The organism is Mesorhizobium sp. M8A.F.Ca.ET.208.01.1.1, assembly GCF_004791315.1.
Taxonomy (GTDB): Bacteria; Pseudomonadota; Alphaproteobacteria; order Rhizobiales; family Rhizobiaceae; genus Mesorhizobium.
In genome coordinates this window covers 455,820-476,236 of record NZ_SRUT01000004.1, presented here as the reverse complement: position 1 = coordinate 476,236, position 20,417 = coordinate 455,820, and the positions used below count along the sequence as shown (strand labels likewise).

Below are 20,417 nucleotides of genomic sequence, written 5' to 3'. Positions count from 1 at the left end.
TCCCGCAGTACGGCTTGATACAACACTCCAACCCGGCCTGGAAGCCGCGAGTCCAGCCAAGCAAGCCGGCAAATTTACTGTGTCCATATTGCCACAGGGAAGAACTTTGGCGGACGACCACAGCAGCCGGATCTTTAGGGACTCGCTATACAATAGAATTCCAGTAAATATCGGCACGCGGGACGTGTAGTCCCAGAAGGGCTCGCCAGGGGATGGGAACTACCGAGAAGTCTCGGCAAGTTGGTGGGATGGCGGCGCGTGGGGAGGGTTTCCACGTGCGCGCCGGCTATCGCCGTTCGAGTATTGCCAGGCATCTCTGGAAGACGACGGCGCTTACGTCGCTGGCACTGGCGCTCTCGGGCGCGGCTGCCTATGGCGACGATGCCGGTCTCTGGCAGCCGCAGATCCGGGCCATTATCGGCGCCGACAACAATGGCGGCAACGCTGCGCTCGAAGGCTTCATCCCGATCAAGCAGACCGCCGAATCGGTGCTGTTCCTGGATGTCCGGGCCAAGCACGATTTCAAGGACGCCTTCGGCCAGGATATCGGCCTTGGCATCCGCCGCATCGTCAACCCCGACCTTATGCTCGGCGGCTACGCCTATTTCAATGCCGAGAGCTACGGCGGCACTCAGTTCACCGGCGGCACGCTGGGCGTCGAGGCGATCACGCCGAATTTCGACGCGCATGTGAACGTCTTCGTGCCGATCAAGGGCGACTCGACCGACCAGTCGACCAGCTCGACCCTGTCGATGGTCTCCAACCAGCTGATCGAGCAGATCTCGGTGCTCGACCATCGCGATTACGCGGCCTGGGGCATCGAGGGCGAGGTCGGGGCAAAGGTGCCGCTCAACCTGCCCGACAAGCATTCGCTGCGGCTGGATATTGGCGGTTATCATTTCGAGGATCCGCACGGCGATGACGGCAGCGTCACCGGCGCCAAGGCCGGCATCGAATATGAGATCGGTGATGTCTTCGGCACCGGAACGTCGCTGACCTTCACCGGCGAGGTGCGCAACGACAACCGCGACGACACCCAGTTCGCCGGCAGCGTGCGGCTGAACATCCCGTTCAATCCGGGCCACGGCTCGGACAGCACCGGGGCCATCGGCACGGACCCGGTCTATCCGGCCAGCGAAGGCCTGCGCAAGCGCGTCAACGAGCGGGTGCGCGGCGATATCGGCGTCAGGGTCCAGTCGCAGGACAAGATCGGCGGCTCGACGACGCGCGTCGCCATCAACGCCGCCACCAATGCCGCGTTCGGCAAGTTCTATTTCGCCGATGGCGGTTTGGCCGGCGCCGGCACGCAGGCCGACCCGACGACACTGGACGACGCGGTCACCAAGGCCGGCAATGGCGGTTTTGTCGTTGCCCTGGGTGGCAGTGGCAATCTGACGACTGCCGGCGTGACACTTGCCACTGGCCAGACCGTGATCGGCGGTGGCCAAAGCGTCACCGCGAAACTGTCCGGCGGCGGCACCGCCACCTTCAATCTGGGCGGCAGCGACGGCACGATCCAGGGCACCAACGTCGCCAACAACGTCATCACGCTCGGCACCGGCAACACGCTGAACGGCATCACCATCACCGGCGGCGCCGACGGCATCTTCGGCAACAACGTCACCGGCACGACGCTGACCAAGGTCACGGTGACGGGCGCCGGCGGCAACGGCGCCGAGTTCACCGGCAATTCTACCAACGTCAAGGCGTCCGATTTCACGTCCACGAATAACGGTCTCGACGGCCTGCACATCGAGGACAACGGCACCTACAATTTCACTGGCACGACGCTGCTGTCGGGCAATCTCGACGACGGCCTCGATATCACCGGCCAGGGCACCTACACCTTCGCGACGGTCAATGCGCTTGATAATACCGACCGCGGCATCACCGTGCAGGGCACGTCGAGCGGCGGCAGCTTCACCACCACCGGCGGCACTATCTCCGGCAATGGCGGCGTCGGCGTCTACATCGACCCGATCACCGCGCATGTGGTGCTGGATTCGATCAGCCAGACCGGCGGCACGTCGGGCGTGGTGCTCGACCACGTCTCGGGCAGCTTCACCGTCAACGGTTCGACGACGATTTCCAACACGACCGGAGCGGCGATCCAGATCACGGATTCGCCGGCGACAATCCGCTTCGGCGACATCAAAATCACCAATCCCGGCGCCGGCGGCATGTCGTTCAGCGGCGTCAACGCCGCCGTAGTGGCCGGCAACATCGTCATTTCCGGGCTGGGCGTCGGCTCTGGTCTCGACTTCTCCGGCAGCCAGACCAATTTCACCGCGCAGTCGCTCAACATCACCGGCCCGGGCGCCGCCGGCACCATCGGCATCGACCTCGCCGACACCACCGGCGGCGCCTCGATCATCATCACCGATGGCGGTTCCATTTCGGGTGTCGACACCGGTGTGCGCTTCGGCATAGCGGGCTCGCTGGCCCATTCGGCCAATGCCGAATTCAGCTTTGGCGGCGGTTCGATTGCCGGCAGCACCGCTTCGCTCGACGCGCGCGGCCTCAACCAGACGCTCGGCCACTACGCGTTCGGCTCGACCACCTTCAGCGGCCCGCAGCTGTTCGACCAGCAGAATGTGATCTTCGTCGGCGGCGTCGGCTCGTCGGGTGACGGTTCTTCGACATCGAGCCTGCTCGCGATCAACCTGGCCGACGCCAACACCCAGAACAATGCGATCTTCGTGCTGGTCAACGAAGGATCTCCCATCGATGCGGCCGGAGGCTTCTCGCTCAGCGACGGCCAGACGCTGGCCTCGTTCGGCAATGGCCGCTCCTTCTCGCTCGGCGGCATTCCGGTCAACATCACCGGCAACAATGTCCAGCACGACCAGGTCGTTTCGGATCCGGGCGGCGGCGCGGCGACGCTGACCAATTCCGGCTCCGGCGGTGTCGTGACAGTGGCCAACGGCAATTCGCTGCTCGACTTCAACATTTCGGGCGGCAGCGACGCGGGCATCAACGCAACCTTGATCAACGGCCTGACGATCCAGGGCGTGACCCTCAGCAATGTCGACACAGGTCTTTTCCTCGGCAGCGTGACCGGCACGGTTTCGGTCCACGATCTCAATGTCCAGAATGCGAGCCAAACCGGCATCGAGCTTGTCGCCTCGAGCGCGACCGTCAATTTCACCGGCAACACGACGATCGGCAATGCCACCAATGTCGGGCTGTCCGCCAAGAATTTCGACGGCACCGCCACTTTCGACGACCTCGATATTACCGGCGGCGGCATAGGCGTCTCTATCGTCAACGACTCGAGTGGAACCCTGACTTTCGGGGCCGGCAGTTCCATCACCGGCACGAGCAGCAACGCCTTCTCGATCAGCAGCTCCACGCCCAACGTCACCTTCAACGGCACCATCAATCAGACCGCTGCCGCAAGCGCGGTGACAATCTCCAACATGACCGGCGGCACCGCCACCTTCGGCGGCACGATCACCGCCAGCACCGGCGCGGCCAATGCGATCGACCTGACCGGCAACACCGGCGGCACGATCAACTTCACCGGCGGGCTCGACCTGACCGCGGATGGCGGCTTCGCCTTCAGCGCCGTCAATGGCGGTACGCTGACGGTAACTGGCTCCGGCAACACGGTAGCGACCGGTCTCGGACCGGACGAGAAGGGCATCCAGATCGCCGGCATGACGATCGGGACTGCCGGGGTGAACTTCTCCAGCGTCACCGTGGATGGTTCCGGCGGCGGCGTTTCGACCGGTATCGCCATCAGCAACACCAGCGGCGGCAACGTCACCTTCGGTGGCGTCGACCTATACCGTATCAGCGGCGTCGCCATCAGCCTCAACAATGTCGCCAGCGGCGTCTACAGCTTCAACGGCACGACGAAGATCGACACGGTGGTCGGCGGAGGCCCCGGCTTGCTGGTTCAAAACAGTGCCGCGACCGTCAGCGTCAACAATCTCGTCACCACGAATATCGCCGGCGCCGATGTCAGCCTGACCAACAACACCGGTACCATCGGCATCGGCGGCACGATCACCAACTCCGGTACCGGCAACGGCGTCGTCGTCTCCGGCGGCAGCGCTGCGATCACGGTCTCGGCCGATATCTCCAGCTCAGCCACAGCACCGGGTACGGCGGTCAAGGTCGATGGCATCACCGGCGGCTCGGTGACCTTCAGCGGCGCGATCAGTTCGACCAGCACCGGTAGGCTTTTCGAGATCGGCTCGGCGGCTTTCCTGAGCGGCGGCACGATCAGCTTCACAGGCCCGTCACTGTCGGCGACAGGCGGCGGTGGAGCGTCTGCCATCGACCTCATCGGCACGGCCAAGTTGAACGTTACCGCTCCGCTGTCGATCACCAATGCCGCGAGCACCGGCCTGGTTGTCGGCAGTGTCGACAGCACCGCATCGGCAACCTTCGGAGCGGTCACGGTGACGGGCGCCGGCCCCGGCATCGCCATCGCCAACACTGCCGGTTCAGTCACCTTCGGCACGACCCAGGTCACGCTGGGCTCTGCCGCCAACGTGGCCGGCATCAACTTCTCATTCACCAATGCCGATGTCAGCTTCGGCACGACCATCGTGACGATGGGCGCCGGCGCCAACCAGAGCGGCATCAGCTTCGCAACTGCCAGTGCCGATGCCAGCTTCGGGGCAACCACCGTGACAATGGGCGCTGGCGCCAACCAGACCGGCATCAACTTCAGCGGCGCCTTTGCCACGGCCGATTTCGGCGTGACTCATATCACCGGCAACGGCGACCTGACCTCGCGCGGCATCGACCTGTCGTCGACGCAAGCCGACAAGACCATCACCTTCCAGGCCGGCTCCAGCATTTCCAATGTCGGCGTCGGCGTCGAACTGTCGTCGGGCGGCACCACGGCGACATCGGCCAATGCCAACTTCACCTTCGGCGACGGCAATGCGGGCAATGGCCTGCAGTCCTCCATCAGTGCGGCAGCCGGCGGCTACACGGTCAACACCATCGGGCTCAATCCGGCGCTCGGCAATTACAATTTCAACGATGTCGCCTTCACCGGCAGCGCGCATCTGGCCAGCGCGGTTGGTGGGACCATCATGGTCTCGCAGAACGGCGGCGTCATCGCCGCCGGCACGGACGGGCTGAGCGCGGATGTGAGCACCATTTCGGTGACCGCCGCCGACGCCATGAGCGGCAGCGGTGTGGTCTTCGCCTTTGTCGGCACGGTCGATCTCAGCGGCACGCCGTTCACGCTCGATTCGGGCCAGTCGATCACCGGCTTCGGCAACGGCAACTCGATCCTCACCTCCGGCACGGTCCAGCCGATCAACGTCCAGGGCAATCTCGGGGCAACCGGCGGCAACGTCACCGGCGACGAGGGCGTGGTCAAGAGCACGGGCAGCGATACCCTGCACCTGCTCGGCAGCAATCAGGTGAAGAACACCGCTTTCGACTTCAGCGGCGGCAGCGGCTCGGTCTTCCTCATCGACGAGAGCGCGGTCGGCTTCGGCAATGCCGGCGGCATCGTCGTTGACGGCGTCACGGTCAGCAATGTCGCCGTTGGCCAGACCGCCTTCAAGGTCGACGGCCTCACCACCAACGTGTCGATCACCAACAACAACATCAACGTCGCCGGCACGCTGCTCGCCGCCGATGGCGGCAATGGCAACATCACGCTCACGCGCGGCAATTTGCCCAACAGCGGCCCGGCCGGCACGCTGACCGGCGGCGGTGTCACGATCTCCAACCGCACCGGCGGCCTGGTCAATTTTACCGACAAGGCGACCATCGGCGGCAACGGCGTTTCGCTGACCAGCAACACCGGCTCCACCATTACCTTCGCGGATGTGGACATCACCACCAATGGCGCGACGGCTTTCACCGCCACTGGCGGCGGCACGGTCAATGTCACGACGGGCACGATCAGTGCCACGGGCGCCCAAGCGGCGGCGCTCGACGGCATCACCGCTGGTATCAACTTCGCCTCGACCAACGCCACGTTCGGCTCGGGCAACGGCATCGACCTGCAGGCTCTCAGCGGCACAGCCGCTTTCGGCACCGGCACGCTGACCAACACCGGCGCGGGCACGTCCTTCAATATCGGCTCGGCGACCGATCAGAGCGGCGGCAACGCCGTTATCTCCTATGGCGGCACCATCGCCAGCAACGGCACGGGCGCGGCGGTTTCGATCCAGGAACTGACCGGCGGCTCGGTGACGCTGTCGGGCAACCTCACCGACAACAACGCGGCAGCCGGCGGCAACATCATCGTTGCCGCTATCGACAACGGCACGGCGGCGACCGTTGCCTTCTCCGGCGCCACCAAGCAGATCAGCTCGGGCGCGACCGACGGCGTCAGCCTGACTGGCAATCCGAACGGCACGATTGACTTCAGCAATGGTGGCCTTGCCATTACGACAACGACCGCAACGGGCTTCCATGTAGCCTCCGCCGACACGGTCAGCGTCAGCGGCAGCGGCAACACCATCACCACGACGACCGGCACCGCGCTCGACCTCGGCAACGCGACAGTCGGCGCCGGCGGCGTCACCTTCGATTCCATCACGGTCGCCGGGGCGGCGACCGGCATTGCGCTGAACAATGTCAGCGGCGGCGCCGTCAGCCTCGGCGCGGTCGACCTGGAAGGCATCACCTCGCGTGGCGTCGACATTTCCGGCACGATCGGCTCGACGCTTGATTTCACCAGCCTCAACATCGGGCTCGGCGCCACCAACGCGATCGGCCTCGACCTCAGCGGCGCCGCGCTCGGCGCCAGCAACATCACGGCTGGCGATTTCGACGTCGATGGCGGCAGCTTCGCCGGCACGATCGGCATCGACATGGCCGGCACGACCGGCACCGGCACGATCCAGCTCGGCGACCTCGTCAACAACAACCCCGGTCCGAGTGGCCAGACCTCGACCATCGCCAATGTCGGCTATGGCGTGCAGTTCTCCAGCACCACCAACGCCAAGCTGGTCTTCGGCGACGGCCAGGGTCCGGCCGAATCGTCGATCGCCACCACCGGCGGCCAGGTCATCCACGCCACCGACACGCTGCCGACCAATGGCAACTACAATTTCAACGACGTCAATTTCACCGGCGACATTTCGAACCTGTCGACGATCAGCGTCTACTACGTCGTTGAAGGCGGCACCGGCGACGGCAGCCTTGCCAATCCGGGTAGCTATATCGGCGCCCAGGCGTCCACCGCCAACGTCGTGGTGCTGATCGACAAGAACGTCAACGGCAGCCAGGAAACCATCGATCTCAGCGGGACGTCGTTCCAGCTCGACGACGGACAGGTGCTGCTCGCCTTCAAGAGCGGCGACGCTGCCGTCGATGTCTCGCAGCTCGGCGTCGACGCCAGCGGCGGCGCCGGGGCGTCGTTCCATTTCACCACCGTGCAGAACTCGACGGTCGTCTCGGCCCCCGCCGGCATCGATACGCTGCGGCCTGTCCTGCAGAGCAACAACGCCGGATCGGTCGTCAGCCTGGCGACATCAGGCTCGGGCCTGATCACCGGTGGCGTCCAGAACCTCATCATCAGCAACACCGGCACCGGCGCCGGTATTTCCGGCAGCGCGTCGGCCGCCTCCAGTTTCTTCCTGAGGAACAACGACATCGCCGCCGGCGGCAGGGCGCTCGATTTCATCACCAGCGGCGGCGCAACGGCCGACAAGCTGCTGCTGTCGATCGACGGAAACACGCTGAAATCGACGGGATCGGCGCTGGCAGCGTCGTTCGTCGGCCAGAACATCAACGCGACGCAGAATTCGATCGCTGTCAGATCTTTTGCCGGCAACACGGTCACCGGCGGTACCGGCGGCGGCCTCGCCTTCAGCAATGTCACCTTCGATTCGACCGGCGCCGGCGGCACGGTCTCGGTGGGTACGCTCGACATCGGCACGACAGGCGCGCGGGTCCAGGGCGACGGCCTCAGCCTGACCAGCACCAGCGGCACGCTTGATCTCGGCACGTTCACTGTCTTCAACAACAACGGCACCGGCCTGCTGGTCGATGCCAAGGGTCCGCCAGCCACCACTTTTGCGCTCAACAGCAGCGGCGGCTCGGTCGACACCACCAGTGGCACCGCCATCGATCTCGACCCGTTGACGGTTGGCATGACGATCGGCAGCGTCACCGCGACCGGCGGCGCGAGCGGCATCATCTTCGACGGCGTCGCCGGGACCTTCACCGTCACCGGCGCCACCAACATCTCCGGCATGGCGGACGCCGGCATCAGCGCGGTAAACACCAATGCCGGCACCTTCAACTTCAACACGGTGACGGTCAACAACGTACTGTCGACCGGCGGCGGCATCGGTTGGGCCAGTGGTACGCTCAACGTCGGCGGCCTCGCCGACATCGACACGACGAGCGGCGCGGGCCTTACGCAGACCGGCGGCACGACCAGCTTCACCGGCGGCGTGACGATCGATACCACGACCGGCGTCGGCATTTCCGGAGGGGGTGGCGCCACGATGGGCATCACCGCCACTGGCGGCGCCGAAAGCGTGAATTCAACCAGCGGCACGGCGATCGCCTTGTCCAACGTCGCTGCAACCATCGCCCTGGATTCGACCTCGTCCGGCGGCGGCAGCACCAATGTGAACCTTGTCAACACCAGCGGCACGGTTAACCTTGGCTCGGGCGCGCTGACCGGCGCCGCGGCTGTCTCGTTCATCGTGAGCGGCGGCACGGCGGCAGTCAGCTATTCGGGCAGCGCCACCATGTCGGCCGCCGCCGGCACAGCCCTTGAAGTCCAGAACCGATTGGCCGGGGCCGGGCTCGTCTCGCTGAGCGGCAACCTGACGTCCAATGGCAACGGTATCTACCTGAACAACAATACCGGGGGCACAGTGACCGCCTCGGGGGCATCCAACAATTTCACCGGTGCGGGTTCCGGCGTTACGATAGTCAACAACACCGGCGGCACCTTCAACATCAACGGCGCAAGCTATACCATCGCTATGAGCTCGACCGGCGCGGGCGTCGCGATCAGCGGCAACAGCGCCCCTGTGGCGATCAATTTCGGCGGCGGTGGGCTGGCGATCACCACGGCGGCGGGCACGGGGTTCAGCGCCACGGGCGCCGGCACTGTTACCGCCGGCGGAAGCGGCAACACGATCGCCACCACCAGCGGCGGCACCGCACTGAACCTCAGCGGCATCACGATCGGCGCGGCGGGGCTCAACTTCTCCTCGGTATCCACCACCAGCGCCACGACCGGCATTTCGCTGGCCAATGTCGCCTCCTCGGGCGGCGGCGCCATAGCGCTCGGCACGGTCAATCTGCAGGGCATCACCTCTCGCGGCGTCGACGTCACCGGCACGCAGGGTGCGGCGCTTTCCTTCAACGGTCTCGACATCGGCCTGAACGATAACGCGGCCGTGGCTTTCGACCTCAACGGTTCGACGATCAACGCGGCGATCACGGCCAACGATTTCGACGTCACCAATGCCGCCGCCGCCGGCACCTCGATCGGCGTCGACCTGCGAGGCGCCACCGGCGGCCAGACGGTGCGGCTCGGCGATGCGAACCTCGCCGGCAACAGTTCGAGCATCGCGGGCGTCAACACCGGCGTGTTCCTGAACGGCACGACGAACGTCGCCTTCACCTTTGGCGACGGCGATACCGCCGACCAGTTGTCGACCATCAGTGCCAGTGTCGGCATCGACGCTTCCGTCGCGCCGGCCGCGGGCACCTACAATTTCAAGGATGTGAACTTCCAGGCCACGCCTGGCCTCGGCTTCGGTGTCGGCAAGGTTTATTTCGTCGGCGCGGCGTCGACCGGCGACGGCAGCGGCCGCGACCAGAATAATCTGGCGACGCTGGCCGACGCCGAATTCAACGCGGCCGCAACGGACATCATCGTCCTCGTCAACGATGGCGGCACCATCACCGCACAGGGCACCAATGGCAACGACACGCTGAACCTGCTGACCGGCCAGCAGGTGCGCGGCTTCGACAATGGCAACATCAACCTGGCGCTGACGGTGCCGTCGACAATCCAGCTGGCCAGCAACACCATCTCCATCGCCGATCAGACGCCGGGCGGCACCACCACGCTGACAAGCGCCGATGGCAGCAGCGTCATCACGCTTTCGGCCAGCGGCAACATCATCGACGGCTTTACCATCAACGGCGACGACGGCGCGGGCGTGAATGCCGCGATCGGCATCAGCGGCGCGACGGCGAATGCCACGATCAGCAACATGACGATCAGGAACGTCACGGCCGCCGACATCGACTTCGGCGCCGGTGCAACCGGCACGACGACGCTGACCAATGTCTCCCTCATCGCGGCCTCGGCCGCGACCGGCATCAAATTCGGCGCGGCCTCCGGAACGGTCACCGCCACCAATGTCGATACCACGGGCGGCAGCGGCCTGTCCGTGATCGGCGGCAATGCGGCGTTCGGCTTCGACAGCACGAGCTCGGTCACCAGCGTTATCGGCACCGCGGTCAGCATCACCAACCGCACCGGCGGCAGCTTCGGCTTTGCCGGCGCGGTGACGTCGAACATCGGCGCCAGCGGCGTCGTCATCTCCGGCGCGACGGCAGCCAACACAGTCAGCTTCACCGGCGCCGTCACCCACAATAATGCCACCGGCGCCGCCGTCTCGATCAACAATGGCGGCCAGGCCTCGACCGTTAGCTTCGCCAACCTCGTGGTCACAACGGGCGGCTCCAACACGGCCTTCACCGCGACCAATGGCGGGACGGTCAATGTCACCACCGGCTCGATCAGCGCGAGTGCCGCCCAAGCGATCAACCTCAACGGCATCGCGGCCGGCATCAATTTCACCTCGACCACTTCGGGCGGCGGCGTCAACAATGTCGCCCTGACCAACGTCACGGGCACGGTGAACCTGGGCACCGGTGCGCTGAGCGGCGCCTCGGGCACCGCGTTCGATGTCAGCGGCGGCACCGCGGCCATCACCTATGGCGGGTCGATCGCCAAGACGAGCGCCGTCGGCAACGTCATCAGCATCGCAGGCCGCACCGGCGGCACGGCCACCTTCAGCGGCACGGTGTCGGCAACCGGCTCCAGCGCCGGCATAGCGCTTTCCAGCAACGGCGGATCGACGATCAATTTCACCAGCACGCTGACGCTGACCGGCTCGAACGTCGCCGGCTTCAGCGCGACGGGCGGCGGCACCGTGAGTGCGACCGGCACTGGCAGCGTGATCAGCTCGGGCACGGCCACAGCACTCAACGTCGCCAACACGACGATCGGTGCGAGCGACCTGACGTTCCAGCGCATCAGTTCCAGCGGCGGCAGTGCCACCGGCATTATCCTCGACACCACGGGTGCCCTGGGTGGCCTGCATGTGACCGGCAATGGTGCAACGGTCGGCGCCTCGGGCGGCGGCGTCATCTCCAGCAAGACAGGCGCAGATGGCAGCACCGCGCAAGGCGTCGGCATCTACCTGAACGGCACGACGGATGTGCAGCTCAACGGCCTGCAGATGAACGACTTCCAGAATTACGGCATTCTGGGCAACAACGTCACCGGCTTCACGCTGGACCATACGATCATCAACGGCAGCAATGGCACCAGCGTTGCCGGAGTCGGCGAAGGCAATGCCTATTTCACCGGCCTCAAGGGCACCGCTACGGTTTCGAATTCCACCTTCACCGGCGCGGCGCTGGACGCATTCCACGTCTTTAACAACAATGGCGAGACTCTCAACCGGATCACCATCACCGGTTCGACCTTCGCGACCGACGCCGCCGCAGGAAACTCGTCAGGCGACGCGCTGGTGTTCCAGGCGACGAACGGCGTCTTCAACGCGACCGTCCAGAGCTCGACATTCACCTCCGCGCGCGGCGACCTGTTCCAGCTTGATCTGCACGGCAACGTCCAGTCGGATCTGGTGTTCGGCGGCGCCACTGGAGCGCTCGGCAACACGCTGTCGAACAACAACCAGAACATCGTCTCGGGCGGCGGCGGCATCACGATCAGTTCGGGCGGCGCCGGCGACGTGGCGAACCTGACCTTCAACATCGCCCACAATACGATGCGCGATGCGCTCGGCACGGCTCTGGGCATCAGCACCGGCTCCGGCGCCAGCTCGTTCAACGGCACGATCGATTCGAACACGATCGGCGTCGCCGGCGTGGCGAACAGCGGATCGGCCCAGGGCAGCGATATCGGCTTCGTCACGTTGGGCGGCGCCGATTCCAGCGTGACGATCACCAACAACCTGCTCTATCAGTACAACAATGATGGCATTCTGCTGCAGACGGGTGATGCGGTCGATGGCGGCAACCACAAGCTGACGGCCGTGGTACAAGGCAACACCGCCAGCAATCCAGGCACATTCGGCAACCACGGTTTCGAACTGAACGCCGGCACGGTTGCTGGAGACGCCCAGACGGTCTCGCTGACCCTCGGCGGTGCTGGCGGCCTGGCCAACAATTTCACAGGTTCGGGTGCCAATGGTGGCACAGACATCCGTCTCCGCACGCGGTTCGATGTCCATGTTGGCTTGCATGGCGGCGCCGCGGCTTACGCGGGCGCGGCAACCGATGCCGCGGCTGTCATGAGCTATGTGCAAGCCATCAACAGCGGCACCGTCAGTGTCACGATCGGCACCGGTGGTACGGCGGGCTTCTATTCGACGCCATAGTCTGAACGGGCGACGAACTCGCCAGGCGATTCTTACATACGCCTCAATCGAGGCTTGTAAAGTATATAGTTAACAATATACTTGAAGTTTCCAGTAAGCGATCCGGTGGATATTTATGAAAATTTATCCGGAATAAGTATTACCAGTAGACTTATAATTCGTGATGTGTATAGTCCGAAGCGGCAGTGGGAGGGTATCGCATGTCAGAGCCGTTTCTGTCCGAAATCCGCATCATGTCCTTCGGTTTCCCGCCCAAGGGGTGGGCGTTCTGCGACGGCCAACTGCTTCCCATAAATCAGAACCAGGCTCTGTTTTCACTGCTCGGCACCACCTTTGGCGGCGACGGCCGGGTAAATTTCGCCTTGCCGGATTTCCGGGGCAGGGTCCCGATCCATGCCGGCAACGGGCATGATCTCGGCGGGCGGGGCGGCGAGCAGTCCCACACGCTGTCGATTGCGGAATTGCCGACCCATGTTCACCAGGCGAGAGCGACGAACGCCAACGGCACGGTGCCCCTGAACTCCGGGAATTTCCTGGGGGCTTTCAACAATGGCTATGCGCAGGCTACCAACCTGACCTCGTTGCACCCTGCCAGCATCGCCAATGTTGGCGGTTCGCAGGCGCACCTCAACATGCAGCCTTTCCTGACATTGAACTTCTGCATCGCCCTGCAGGGCATTTTCCCGTCGCAGACCTGAGGAAACGCGATCATGGCACAACCCTATGTTGGCGAAGTTCGCATGTTTGCCGGCAATTTCGCGCCGGCCGGGTGGATGTTCTGCGAAGGGCAACTGCTGCCTATCTCGGAAAACGAGACGCTGTTCCAACTGATCGGCACCACCTATGGCGGCGACGGCGAAAGCACTTTTGCGCTGCCCGACCTGCGTGGGCGACTACCGCTCCATCAGGGCAACGGCTTCACCCTGGCCGAGACTGGCGGCGCGGAGGAAATCACGCTGTCGATCCAGCAGATCCCGGCTCATTCGCATCCCATGCTGGCATCGGGCCAAACCGGCACCGGGACCAATCCGGGCGGGAATGTCCTCGACCAGACGACGGGGACGATCTTCATGTACATCGATGGCCAGGCGCCCGATGGGCCGATGGCCGCGACCATGGTGTCACCCGTCGGCGGCAGCCAGCCGCATAGCAATTTCCAGCCGTATCTATGCATCAACTTCATCATCTCGCTGTTCGGCATTTTCCCGTCGCAGACCTGAGAGGACCGTCATGGCCGATCCGTTCGTTGCGGAAATCCGCATTTTCCCGTTCAATTTCGCGCCCAAGGGCTGGGCGCTGTGCGACGGGCAGATTTTGCCGCTGTCGCAGAACACGGCGTTGTTCTCGTTGCTCGGCACGACTTATGGCGGCGACGGCAAGTCGAACTTCGCGCTGCCCAATCTCCAGGGCAGCGCGCCAATGCACCCCGGTCAGGGACCTGGCTTGTCACTGCACGATCTCGGAGAGAGTAGCGGCTCGGAGACGGTGACGCTGCTCCAAAGCGAAATGCCGATCCATGCGCACAACGTTATGGTCGGAACCCAGGACGTCGCCGACGTCCAGGTGCCCAGCCCGTCGAGAATTCTCGGCAAGTCGGGTGGCGCTTTCGCCTATGTTCCAGGGACGCCGATACCCGCGCTGACGCCAATGAACGACAACATGCTCGCGCCTGCCGGCGGTGACCAGCCGCACAACAATCTGCAGCCTTATCTCACCTGCAATTTCTGCATCGCCCTGCAGGGCGTGTTCCCACCGAGAACCTGATTTTCGAGCCAACAAGGCGGGGCCGTTACCATGGCTAACGAAGACGCTCACTTACCCTCCCATGCGGCGCCAACCGGGCACGTGCCAGGCGTGTCGTTCTTCGAACTGTCGCGGCTGATGGTCGTCGGCATCGATTCCGCGGCGGGACGGCTGATCCAGAAGGCTCAAGTCGCGCCCAACGGGGCGTGGCCTGCCGCATGGTCTCCCATCGCCGCCGGCGCCTGGGTGATCATGACCGCGGGTCTCACCAAGGACGGGCGCGTCGCCGTGGTGGCCCAACCGACCGGCACCACCAACCTGTCTTTCATCACGGAGGACGCCAACCAGGTCGGCCCGGTCGAAAAATGGAATCCGCCGGTTGGCATTGGCGCCCCGCCCGGCGCAACAAGCTACCAGAAACTCTCGATGGCGCGCGACGCTGACGGCCGCGTCGAAATCTTCCTCACCGACAATCAGGGCCGCATCTGGTGGATCTACCAGAACCCGGACGTGATCGTTCAGGTTCAGAAAACCATCACGCCGCCCGGCACCACGACGCCGATCGTCGTCACCGTCGACGAGCTCAGGCCGCCCGCACAGCCCTGGAGCGCCTGGATACAACTGACCGGCCAGCTCGTGGCGGTCACGGCGCTGCGCCAGGCGGACGGCCGCATTGCGCTCTTCGGCATCAACTCAGCCCTTCATCTCTATCGCTGCCAGCAGGCCAAGGCCCAAGCGCTGACGGTGGCCGACTGGACGCCATGGGTGCAGATCGACGCCGGCTATCCTTTCACGGAAATGGCGCCGATCGTCGGCCCGCTGGGCGCCACCAATCTTTTTGCCATGACGCAGCCGGGCCAGGTCCTGCATACCAAGCAACTGCCGGCGGGCTCCGACACCTGGACGAACTGGGCGACGCCCGGTTACAGCAGGGTTCCCAGATACACGCTCTGCGCCGGCATCCAGGGGGACGGTGACATCATGCTGGTCGCCTCCGACCAGCAGCATGTCCACTCCTTCAACGCCCAATACGACGCGGCCACCCAAAACTGGTCTGGATGGCGTGATTTCAGCGCCTCCGGCGCCAACACACGGCTGTCGCTCGACTACAATGCCGATGGTCGCCTTGCCTTGTTCAGCATGATGATCACGAACGATGGGACCAATGGTCTGTGGACGATCAACCAGATGGCCATGGACAGTTCCGAATGGGAGTGGAGCTGGACGGCTCTGGCCACCGGCAACCTCAAGCAGATCGCGGTGGTGCGCGACCTGACGCCGCCGGTTTGACGTTGACCGCAAGCGGCGTGGCTTTGGTCTATCCCGCTCCGGCGTGGTCCCGGTCGCGGCAGGCCGGACTCGCTTTCCGTGCCGCCGCGGAGGCGGACATTGCCTTCCTGTCGCGGCTCTATGCCTCGACCCGCATGGAAGAGCTCGCCGTGACGGACTGGAGCGAGGCGCAGAAAGCAGCGTTCCTCGACATGCAGTTCCAGGCGCAGCACGCGCATTATCGCAAGCATTATCCGCAGGCCGACTGGCTGGTGGTGAGCCATGCCGGGCAAGACATCGGCCGGCTCTATGTAGAGCGCTGGCCAAGCCAACACCGCATCATCGACATAGCTTTTTTGCTCGCCCATCGCCGCAAGGGCTATGGTGGCGCCCTGTTGCGCGACCTGATAGACGAGGCATGCTTAGCCGGCAAACTAATATCGATCCATGTCGAGAAGAACAACCCAGCAAGGCGGCTCTATTTCGATCTCGGCTTTGTCGTCGTCGAGGACAAGGGCGTCTATGATCTGATGGCCTGTTCGCCGGCGGATCCATGATCGTTGGTTGGCGCTGCCCCTCACCTGCCTGCCGGCATCCTCTCCCCGTAAACGGGGCGAGGGACGCTGTCATCGCCGCTTTCGCCAATCACAAGCGTTGCAGAAAATGCGCCGGCGTTGCGGCCAGCCGCTCTCGCCCCGTTTACGGGGAGAGATGTCCGGCAGGACAGTGAGGGGCGGCGCCGACGGCTAAGATTGTCGCTTTCGGCCCTGCAGCTCAAAACCGGCGTTAATTGAACACCGCTTCGTAGGTCCGGCCGGCCGCGTCGGCCGCAACCGGCACGATGAAGATGTCGTGGACCCCGCTGGTGCCGGCAAGGCTGTAGGTCGCCTGCGGCAGCGCGATCTCGCGCGGTCCCCGGAACAGCAGGGAAAAACCGCCGCCCGGGCGCGGGCTGGCCGCGATGCGGTTGACGGCGCTCAGTTCGAGCGAGATGCGCCCGCCTCCGGTCTCGACGATGAACGCCTGCCCGATCGCTTGTTCGAAATCCGCCGCCGCCGCCATTGCGCTCGCCTCAAAGCCGTTTGCAGCACTGTCGCCGCTTCGCCGCGAGCTGTCCAGAACTCATTATTTCCGGAGTCCAGGACGAAAGAACGTCGAACACTTTCCTGGGATTGTGCGCCATCGCGCGGAGCGCTCGGCGCCCAAGACAATTCATCGCCGCAAACCGCAAAATACAGCAGCCCATGTCCTTTTGCGCGTGCCGGCGACGCTGTAGTACTTTGTTTCGATACGCGCCTGGCGCGACAAGACAGGGCTTCGGCAGCGACGCCGGACGCTGATTGGCCGGCTTGACCGGCTTGCGGGAGAAAAGGACGGACGATGGCTGAGAGTGGTGCGAAAACAGGGACGGCGCCGGCAAATGGGGGTGACGCCATGCCGTTGTTCTATACGAGGCCAGAGGCGCTCAACCCGATCCGGCACGGCTCGTTGGGGCTGACCGCGCGCAGCGATTTTTCCTTCGCGCGCTCGGCGCACGCCATTCCGGTGGTGGCGTCGGAGATGCCGGCGGCGATGCGCTCCTACCCGATCGTCTTCATCGGCGCCGGCAAGGCGCCTGTCATCATCACCGGCGTGCGCCAGGACGAAAATCTGTTCGTCGATGCCGACGGCATGTGGAACGCGCCGCATTACATCCCGGCCTATGTCCGCCGCTATCCCTTCATCCTGGCCGAGGACCCGACGTCGGCCGGCCGGCTGACGCTGTGCGTCGACCGGGCGAGCGAGCGTGTCGTCGACCAGCTCGTGGCACCGTTCCGTGACGACAAGGTGCTGCCGTTCTTCAGCGGCAACGAACCGACCGAGGCCACCAAGCAGGCGCTCGCCTTCTGCAACCAGTTCCAGATCGACTTCAGGGCCACCCGCGAGATGGTCGACAAGATCGACGCGCACGGCCTGTTTTCGCCGCGCCAGAGCAAGGTGACGCTGGAAGGCGGCGAAGTGCTCAACCTCACCGATTTCCAGGTGATCGACGAAGCGGCCTTCAACAAATTGAGCGACGAGGCTTTCCTCGACCTCAGAAAGTCAGGCGCGCTCGGCCTGCTCTATTGCCACCTCGCCTCGACCAACAGCTGGACCTCGCTGGTGCACCAGGCGTCGGTCCGCAAGGCGGAGGGGGCGAAGGGCTGATTTCTGGCGCTCATGGTTGGGGCTCTCAAGAACGCCCAAAGTCGAACGGCCTTCCGGGAGCCGGGGTTCGTCCGTAACAAGGAGCGAGCTGAAAGACTTGGGGGAGGCCGCCGCGGAAGCCGCATGATCAAGTAGATGCTTGGCCCGCGGACATCATGAACCCCGGCAAGATTTCGCCGGCATGAGGGCAGAGCCGTTGATACCGATGTGACTTGTGACTTTACGGCTAGTCACAGCTTTTTTGCTTGGAAGTGACCAACTTCAGGGACACAGTGATGGTTCCATCCTCAGAGCCGCTTACGATGGTTTCCTCGAAAGTTTCATTCTTGATGCGAACATAGTATTCCCCGGGTGAAGCCCCGTCTTGTGCTTTAACTTTAAAGGTAATTGTCGTCGTATCTTCGATGGTTACGTCGTTGTCGAATACCACTAGATATGGCTCGCTCTTTAAAGTGCCAGCATCGATAAAGTCAATTACCAGGTATTCCGTGTCGTTAAACCAACCACGGTCTGGGGCTACCGTCACACTGACCGTAACCGGATCTCCGCCTCTTACAGCATTCCCTTCAGGTGTATCGACACGTACTATATCTACTCTCGCCATGGCCCATCTCCCTTCGGCCTTCTCAATTAACGATCGAAAACGCTAGTCCATATCGCCGCGCCCGCCGCGGTTCATGGCGCCACCGGACCGTCCCATCGCACCGCCAGACCTGCCCATGGCGCCGCCGGATCGCCCCATCGCACCGCCGGATCTGCCCATTGCTCCACCCGATCGACCAAACGAACGCGGGTCCAGCTCCGCACTCAGCAGGACATCCTCGAGCGTTCCGGTGTCGAGTTCCAGCCGCATTGTCAGGTCACTCTTGTCGTAGACCCAGACCTGCATTCCGCGCGCGAACGAGCCTATCTGTGATGACAGTCCGGTATAGGCAGGGTCGCTTGGACCGCGGCTCATGACCTTGAGATCGGTGTCCCCCGGGGCCGGATAATCAACGACAGTGCCAGGCCCATGGACAAGAAGTATGGTCGGTCGGGCCAGCTCGTAGAACTGCGCTTCAAAGGTGAACGCATAGATCCTTGCTAGCAGGCTACCGGAAGCGTCGATCTGGTTCTGCAGGAATCTATTGTTGCCAAGCCTTGGAGGCCGTCCCCCATCGATCCTCTTCTTGAGCTTCAAATCTTCAAGAACTCTACCGAACAAATGTATGGTTGAGGTACTTAGAATGGTTTCAGTCGTCATGGATCACCCCATCATCTGCATGTCGGTCAAAGGTCGGCGCCACTTCTGGACATCCAATATTTCTCGAAATAGCTCATGTCCGGCAGGCGCGCCTGGTCTAGTGGACGGGCGATTCGGCCCTCATGAACATGGCTCTTTCGGTTTGGCTTCGTCAGGCGAGGCCCGGCACGGTAGCGAAAAATCCCTCTTCGGTCGAAATCCCGGAAGATGATCCTCGATAGTTCTCCTCCGGTCATGCTGTCGTCGACCGCGAGCATCGTTCTCGCCACGTCACGGTAGTCCAGGAAATCCGGGGCGAGAGCCCAAAGCGTCTCGGCGAGATAGGTACCCACGATATCCCGCGCGTCGAGCAGCGCTTCGACGAAACCTTCCGGGTTGCGAGCGAAATCGCGGTCAAAGACTTCCTGGATCGGCAGCTCGGCGGCTGGATCGATCTCGGCGAGGTCGGCAAGATTTTCGGCCTCCGGCGAGATCAGTCCTCGAGCCACCAAGCTCTCGTGAAAGACATCGACCAGAATGTCGAAGACGGCGCCCGTGAGAGGTTGTGACAGTGCGTGCTCGTCGGTCCAGCCGTCGGCAAAGTCGGCCATCGTCCGCTTGTTGTTGGCCTCGCGTATCTGGCGGTGCGGCGAGAATTCCGAGAATCGAGAGAGTTGGTTGGCGATGTAGAGGTTCCCACGCGTCACCGTCAGGACATTATCGATCACGGAGGGAAAATGCATGGCCGCGATCAACGAAACGCAGTCCGAAAAGGCCTCCTGAAAGCCCAGATATTCGGGGAACTCAGCGCCCGGGTTCGGTATGCCAAGGACGCTGTAGACGAATGCATGGCCAACCTCGTGCGCGATAATATCGAAGTCGAGGCTGAACGGGAGCGTGCGTCCGTCCTTCACGAATTGGCTGCCGAGCTCAAGGAAGCCATAGCCGTATTGGGCGTTGTCCCAACCCGGCAGGATCGAGATTTCCAGGCGATCGTAGTGATCGTGGAAATGCCAGGTGAGCGGCTGGCCGATGTAACGCTCCCAAACGTCTAGGGTGAAGCGCGCGCACCCGAACGCGTGGGCTGCTTCGAAGCCGGGCGTCGAGGGCTGATAATGATCGAAATTGCCTTCCTCATCGGGAACGGCCGGATCGAGGATCGCTCGCGTCCAGGGCGGCAGGGAGATAACGGGCGTACCCAACGGGCCGTGGTTGACGCCATAGGGCCGCGTCTTGTCGACCGGCTCGACGACATACATACGATCGTCGGACGGGCCAGCTCCGACGCTGCCTCGCGGGGAAGAAACCGTAATGATCTCGGGGCTTGACGTAGGGTCTTCGAACGGAGGCTGAACAAACAGCCTGAACCGGGTACCCATTCCCCACCTCTCGGTTATATT

At 63.6% G+C, this 20,417-nt stretch carries 11 protein-coding genes; 7 read left to right on the top strand and 4 right to left on the bottom strand.

The features are described 5' to 3' along the window. Positions 1-275: 275 nt before the first annotated feature. The 6 genes from EN851_RS21880 (at position 276) to EN851_RS21855 (ending at position 16,165) form a co-directional block, all read left to right on the top strand. The gene (locus EN851_RS21880) at positions 276-12,596 is read left to right on the top strand and encodes a hypothetical protein (protein WP_189521908.1); all 12,321 of its coding nucleotides are present in this window, start codon (positions 276-278) and stop codon (positions 12,594-12,596) included. A 200-nt stretch (positions 12,597-12,796) separates the two neighbouring features. Further along, positions 12,797-13,294, top strand: a complete 498-nt coding sequence (locus EN851_RS21875; RefSeq protein WP_127276703.1) for a tail fiber protein — start codon at positions 12,797-12,799, stop codon at positions 13,292-13,294. Positions 13,295-13,306: 12 nt separating this feature from the next. Further along, entirely contained in the window at positions 13,307-13,816 is a 510-nt protein-coding gene (locus tag EN851_RS21870; RefSeq protein ID WP_127276705.1) for a tail fiber protein, read from the top strand. A gap of 10 nt (positions 13,817-13,826) precedes the next feature. Beyond that, positions 13,827-14,360 carry a tail fiber protein gene (locus EN851_RS21865; protein WP_127276707.1) on the top strand — a complete coding sequence of 178 codons (534 nt, stop codon included), beginning with the start codon at positions 13,827-13,829 and terminating at the stop codon, positions 14,358-14,360. A gap of 30 nt (positions 14,361-14,390) precedes the next feature. Further along, entirely contained in the window at positions 14,391-15,629 is a 1,239-nt protein-coding gene (locus tag EN851_RS21860; protein ID WP_189343799.1) for a hypothetical protein, read from the top strand. A gap of 2 nt (positions 15,630-15,631) precedes the next feature. After that, positions 15,632-16,165: a GNAT family N-acetyltransferase gene (locus EN851_RS21855; protein ID WP_245520788.1), complete on the top strand. Its 534-nt coding sequence runs from the start codon at positions 15,632-15,634 to the stop codon at positions 16,163-16,165. A 229-nt stretch (positions 16,166-16,394) separates the two neighbouring features. Here EN851_RS21855 and EN851_RS21850 read toward each other — a convergent pair whose 3' ends face one another. Further along, positions 16,395-16,670 (bottom strand): hypothetical protein, encoded by a 276-nt coding sequence (locus EN851_RS21850; protein ID WP_135867717.1) that lies wholly within the window; start codon positions 16,668-16,670, stop codon positions 16,395-16,397. Positions 16,671-17,042: 372 nt separating this feature from the next. On the opposite strand from EN851_RS21850, the gene EN851_RS21845 reads away from it, so the two are divergent. Next, positions 17,043-17,795: a SapC family protein gene (locus EN851_RS21845; protein WP_245520787.1), complete on the top strand. Its 753-nt coding sequence runs from the start codon at positions 17,043-17,045 to the stop codon at positions 17,793-17,795. A gap of 226 nt (positions 17,796-18,021) precedes the next feature. Here the strand turns inward: EN851_RS21845 and EN851_RS21840 are convergent, their stop codons facing one another. The 3 genes from EN851_RS21840 to EN851_RS21830 are packed head-to-tail and all read right to left on the bottom strand — an operon-like array spanning position 18,022 to position 20,396. Beyond that, positions 18,022-18,399, bottom strand: coding sequence for a hypothetical protein (locus EN851_RS21840; RefSeq protein ID WP_127276717.1), 378 nt, complete (start codon positions 18,397-18,399; stop codon positions 18,022-18,024). 42 nt (positions 18,400-18,441) lie between these two features. Then, positions 18,442-19,038, bottom strand: a complete 597-nt coding sequence (locus EN851_RS21835) for a hypothetical protein (RefSeq protein WP_135930035.1) — start codon at positions 19,036-19,038, stop codon at positions 18,442-18,444. Between the two features lie 26 nt (positions 19,039-19,064). After that, positions 19,065-20,396, bottom strand: coding sequence for a hypothetical protein (locus EN851_RS21830; protein WP_135930053.1), 1,332 nt, complete (start codon positions 20,394-20,396; stop codon positions 19,065-19,067). Between the last annotated feature and the right edge of the window lie 21 nt (positions 20,397-20,417).

Excerpts from the sequence above, each read along its gene's own strand:
- EN851_RS21875 (WP_127276703.1), top strand. The coding sequence starts at position 12,797 with ATGTCAGAGCCGTTTCTGTCCGAAATCCGCATCATGTCCTTCGGTTTC.
- EN851_RS21870 (WP_127276705.1), top strand. The coding sequence starts at position 13,307 with ATGGCACAACCCTATGTTGGCGAAGTTCGCATGTTTGCCGGCAATTTC.
- EN851_RS21865 (WP_127276707.1), top strand. The coding sequence starts at position 13,827 with ATGGCCGATCCGTTCGTTGCGGAAATCCGCATTTTCCCGTTCAATTTC.
- EN851_RS21860 (WP_189343799.1), top strand. The coding sequence starts at position 14,391 with ATGGCTAACGAAGACGCTCACTTACCCTCCCATGCGGCGCCAACCGGG.
- EN851_RS21850 (WP_135867717.1), bottom strand. The coding sequence starts at position 16,670 with ATGGCGGCGGCGGCGGATTTCGAACAAGCGATCGGGCAGGCGTTCATC.
- EN851_RS21845 (WP_245520787.1), top strand. The coding sequence starts at position 17,043 with ATGCCGTTGTTCTATACGAGGCCAGAGGCGCTCAACCCGATCCGGCAC.
- EN851_RS21840 (WP_127276717.1), bottom strand. The coding sequence starts at position 18,399 with ATGGCGAGAGTAGATATAGTACGTGTCGATACACCTGAAGGGAATGCT.
- EN851_RS21835 (WP_135930035.1), bottom strand. The coding sequence starts at position 19,038 with ATGACGACTGAAACCATTCTAAGTACCTCAACCATACATTTGTTCGGT.
- EN851_RS21830 (WP_135930053.1), bottom strand. The coding sequence starts at position 20,396 with ATGGGTACCCGGTTCAGGCTGTTTGTTCAGCCTCCGTTCGAAGACCCT.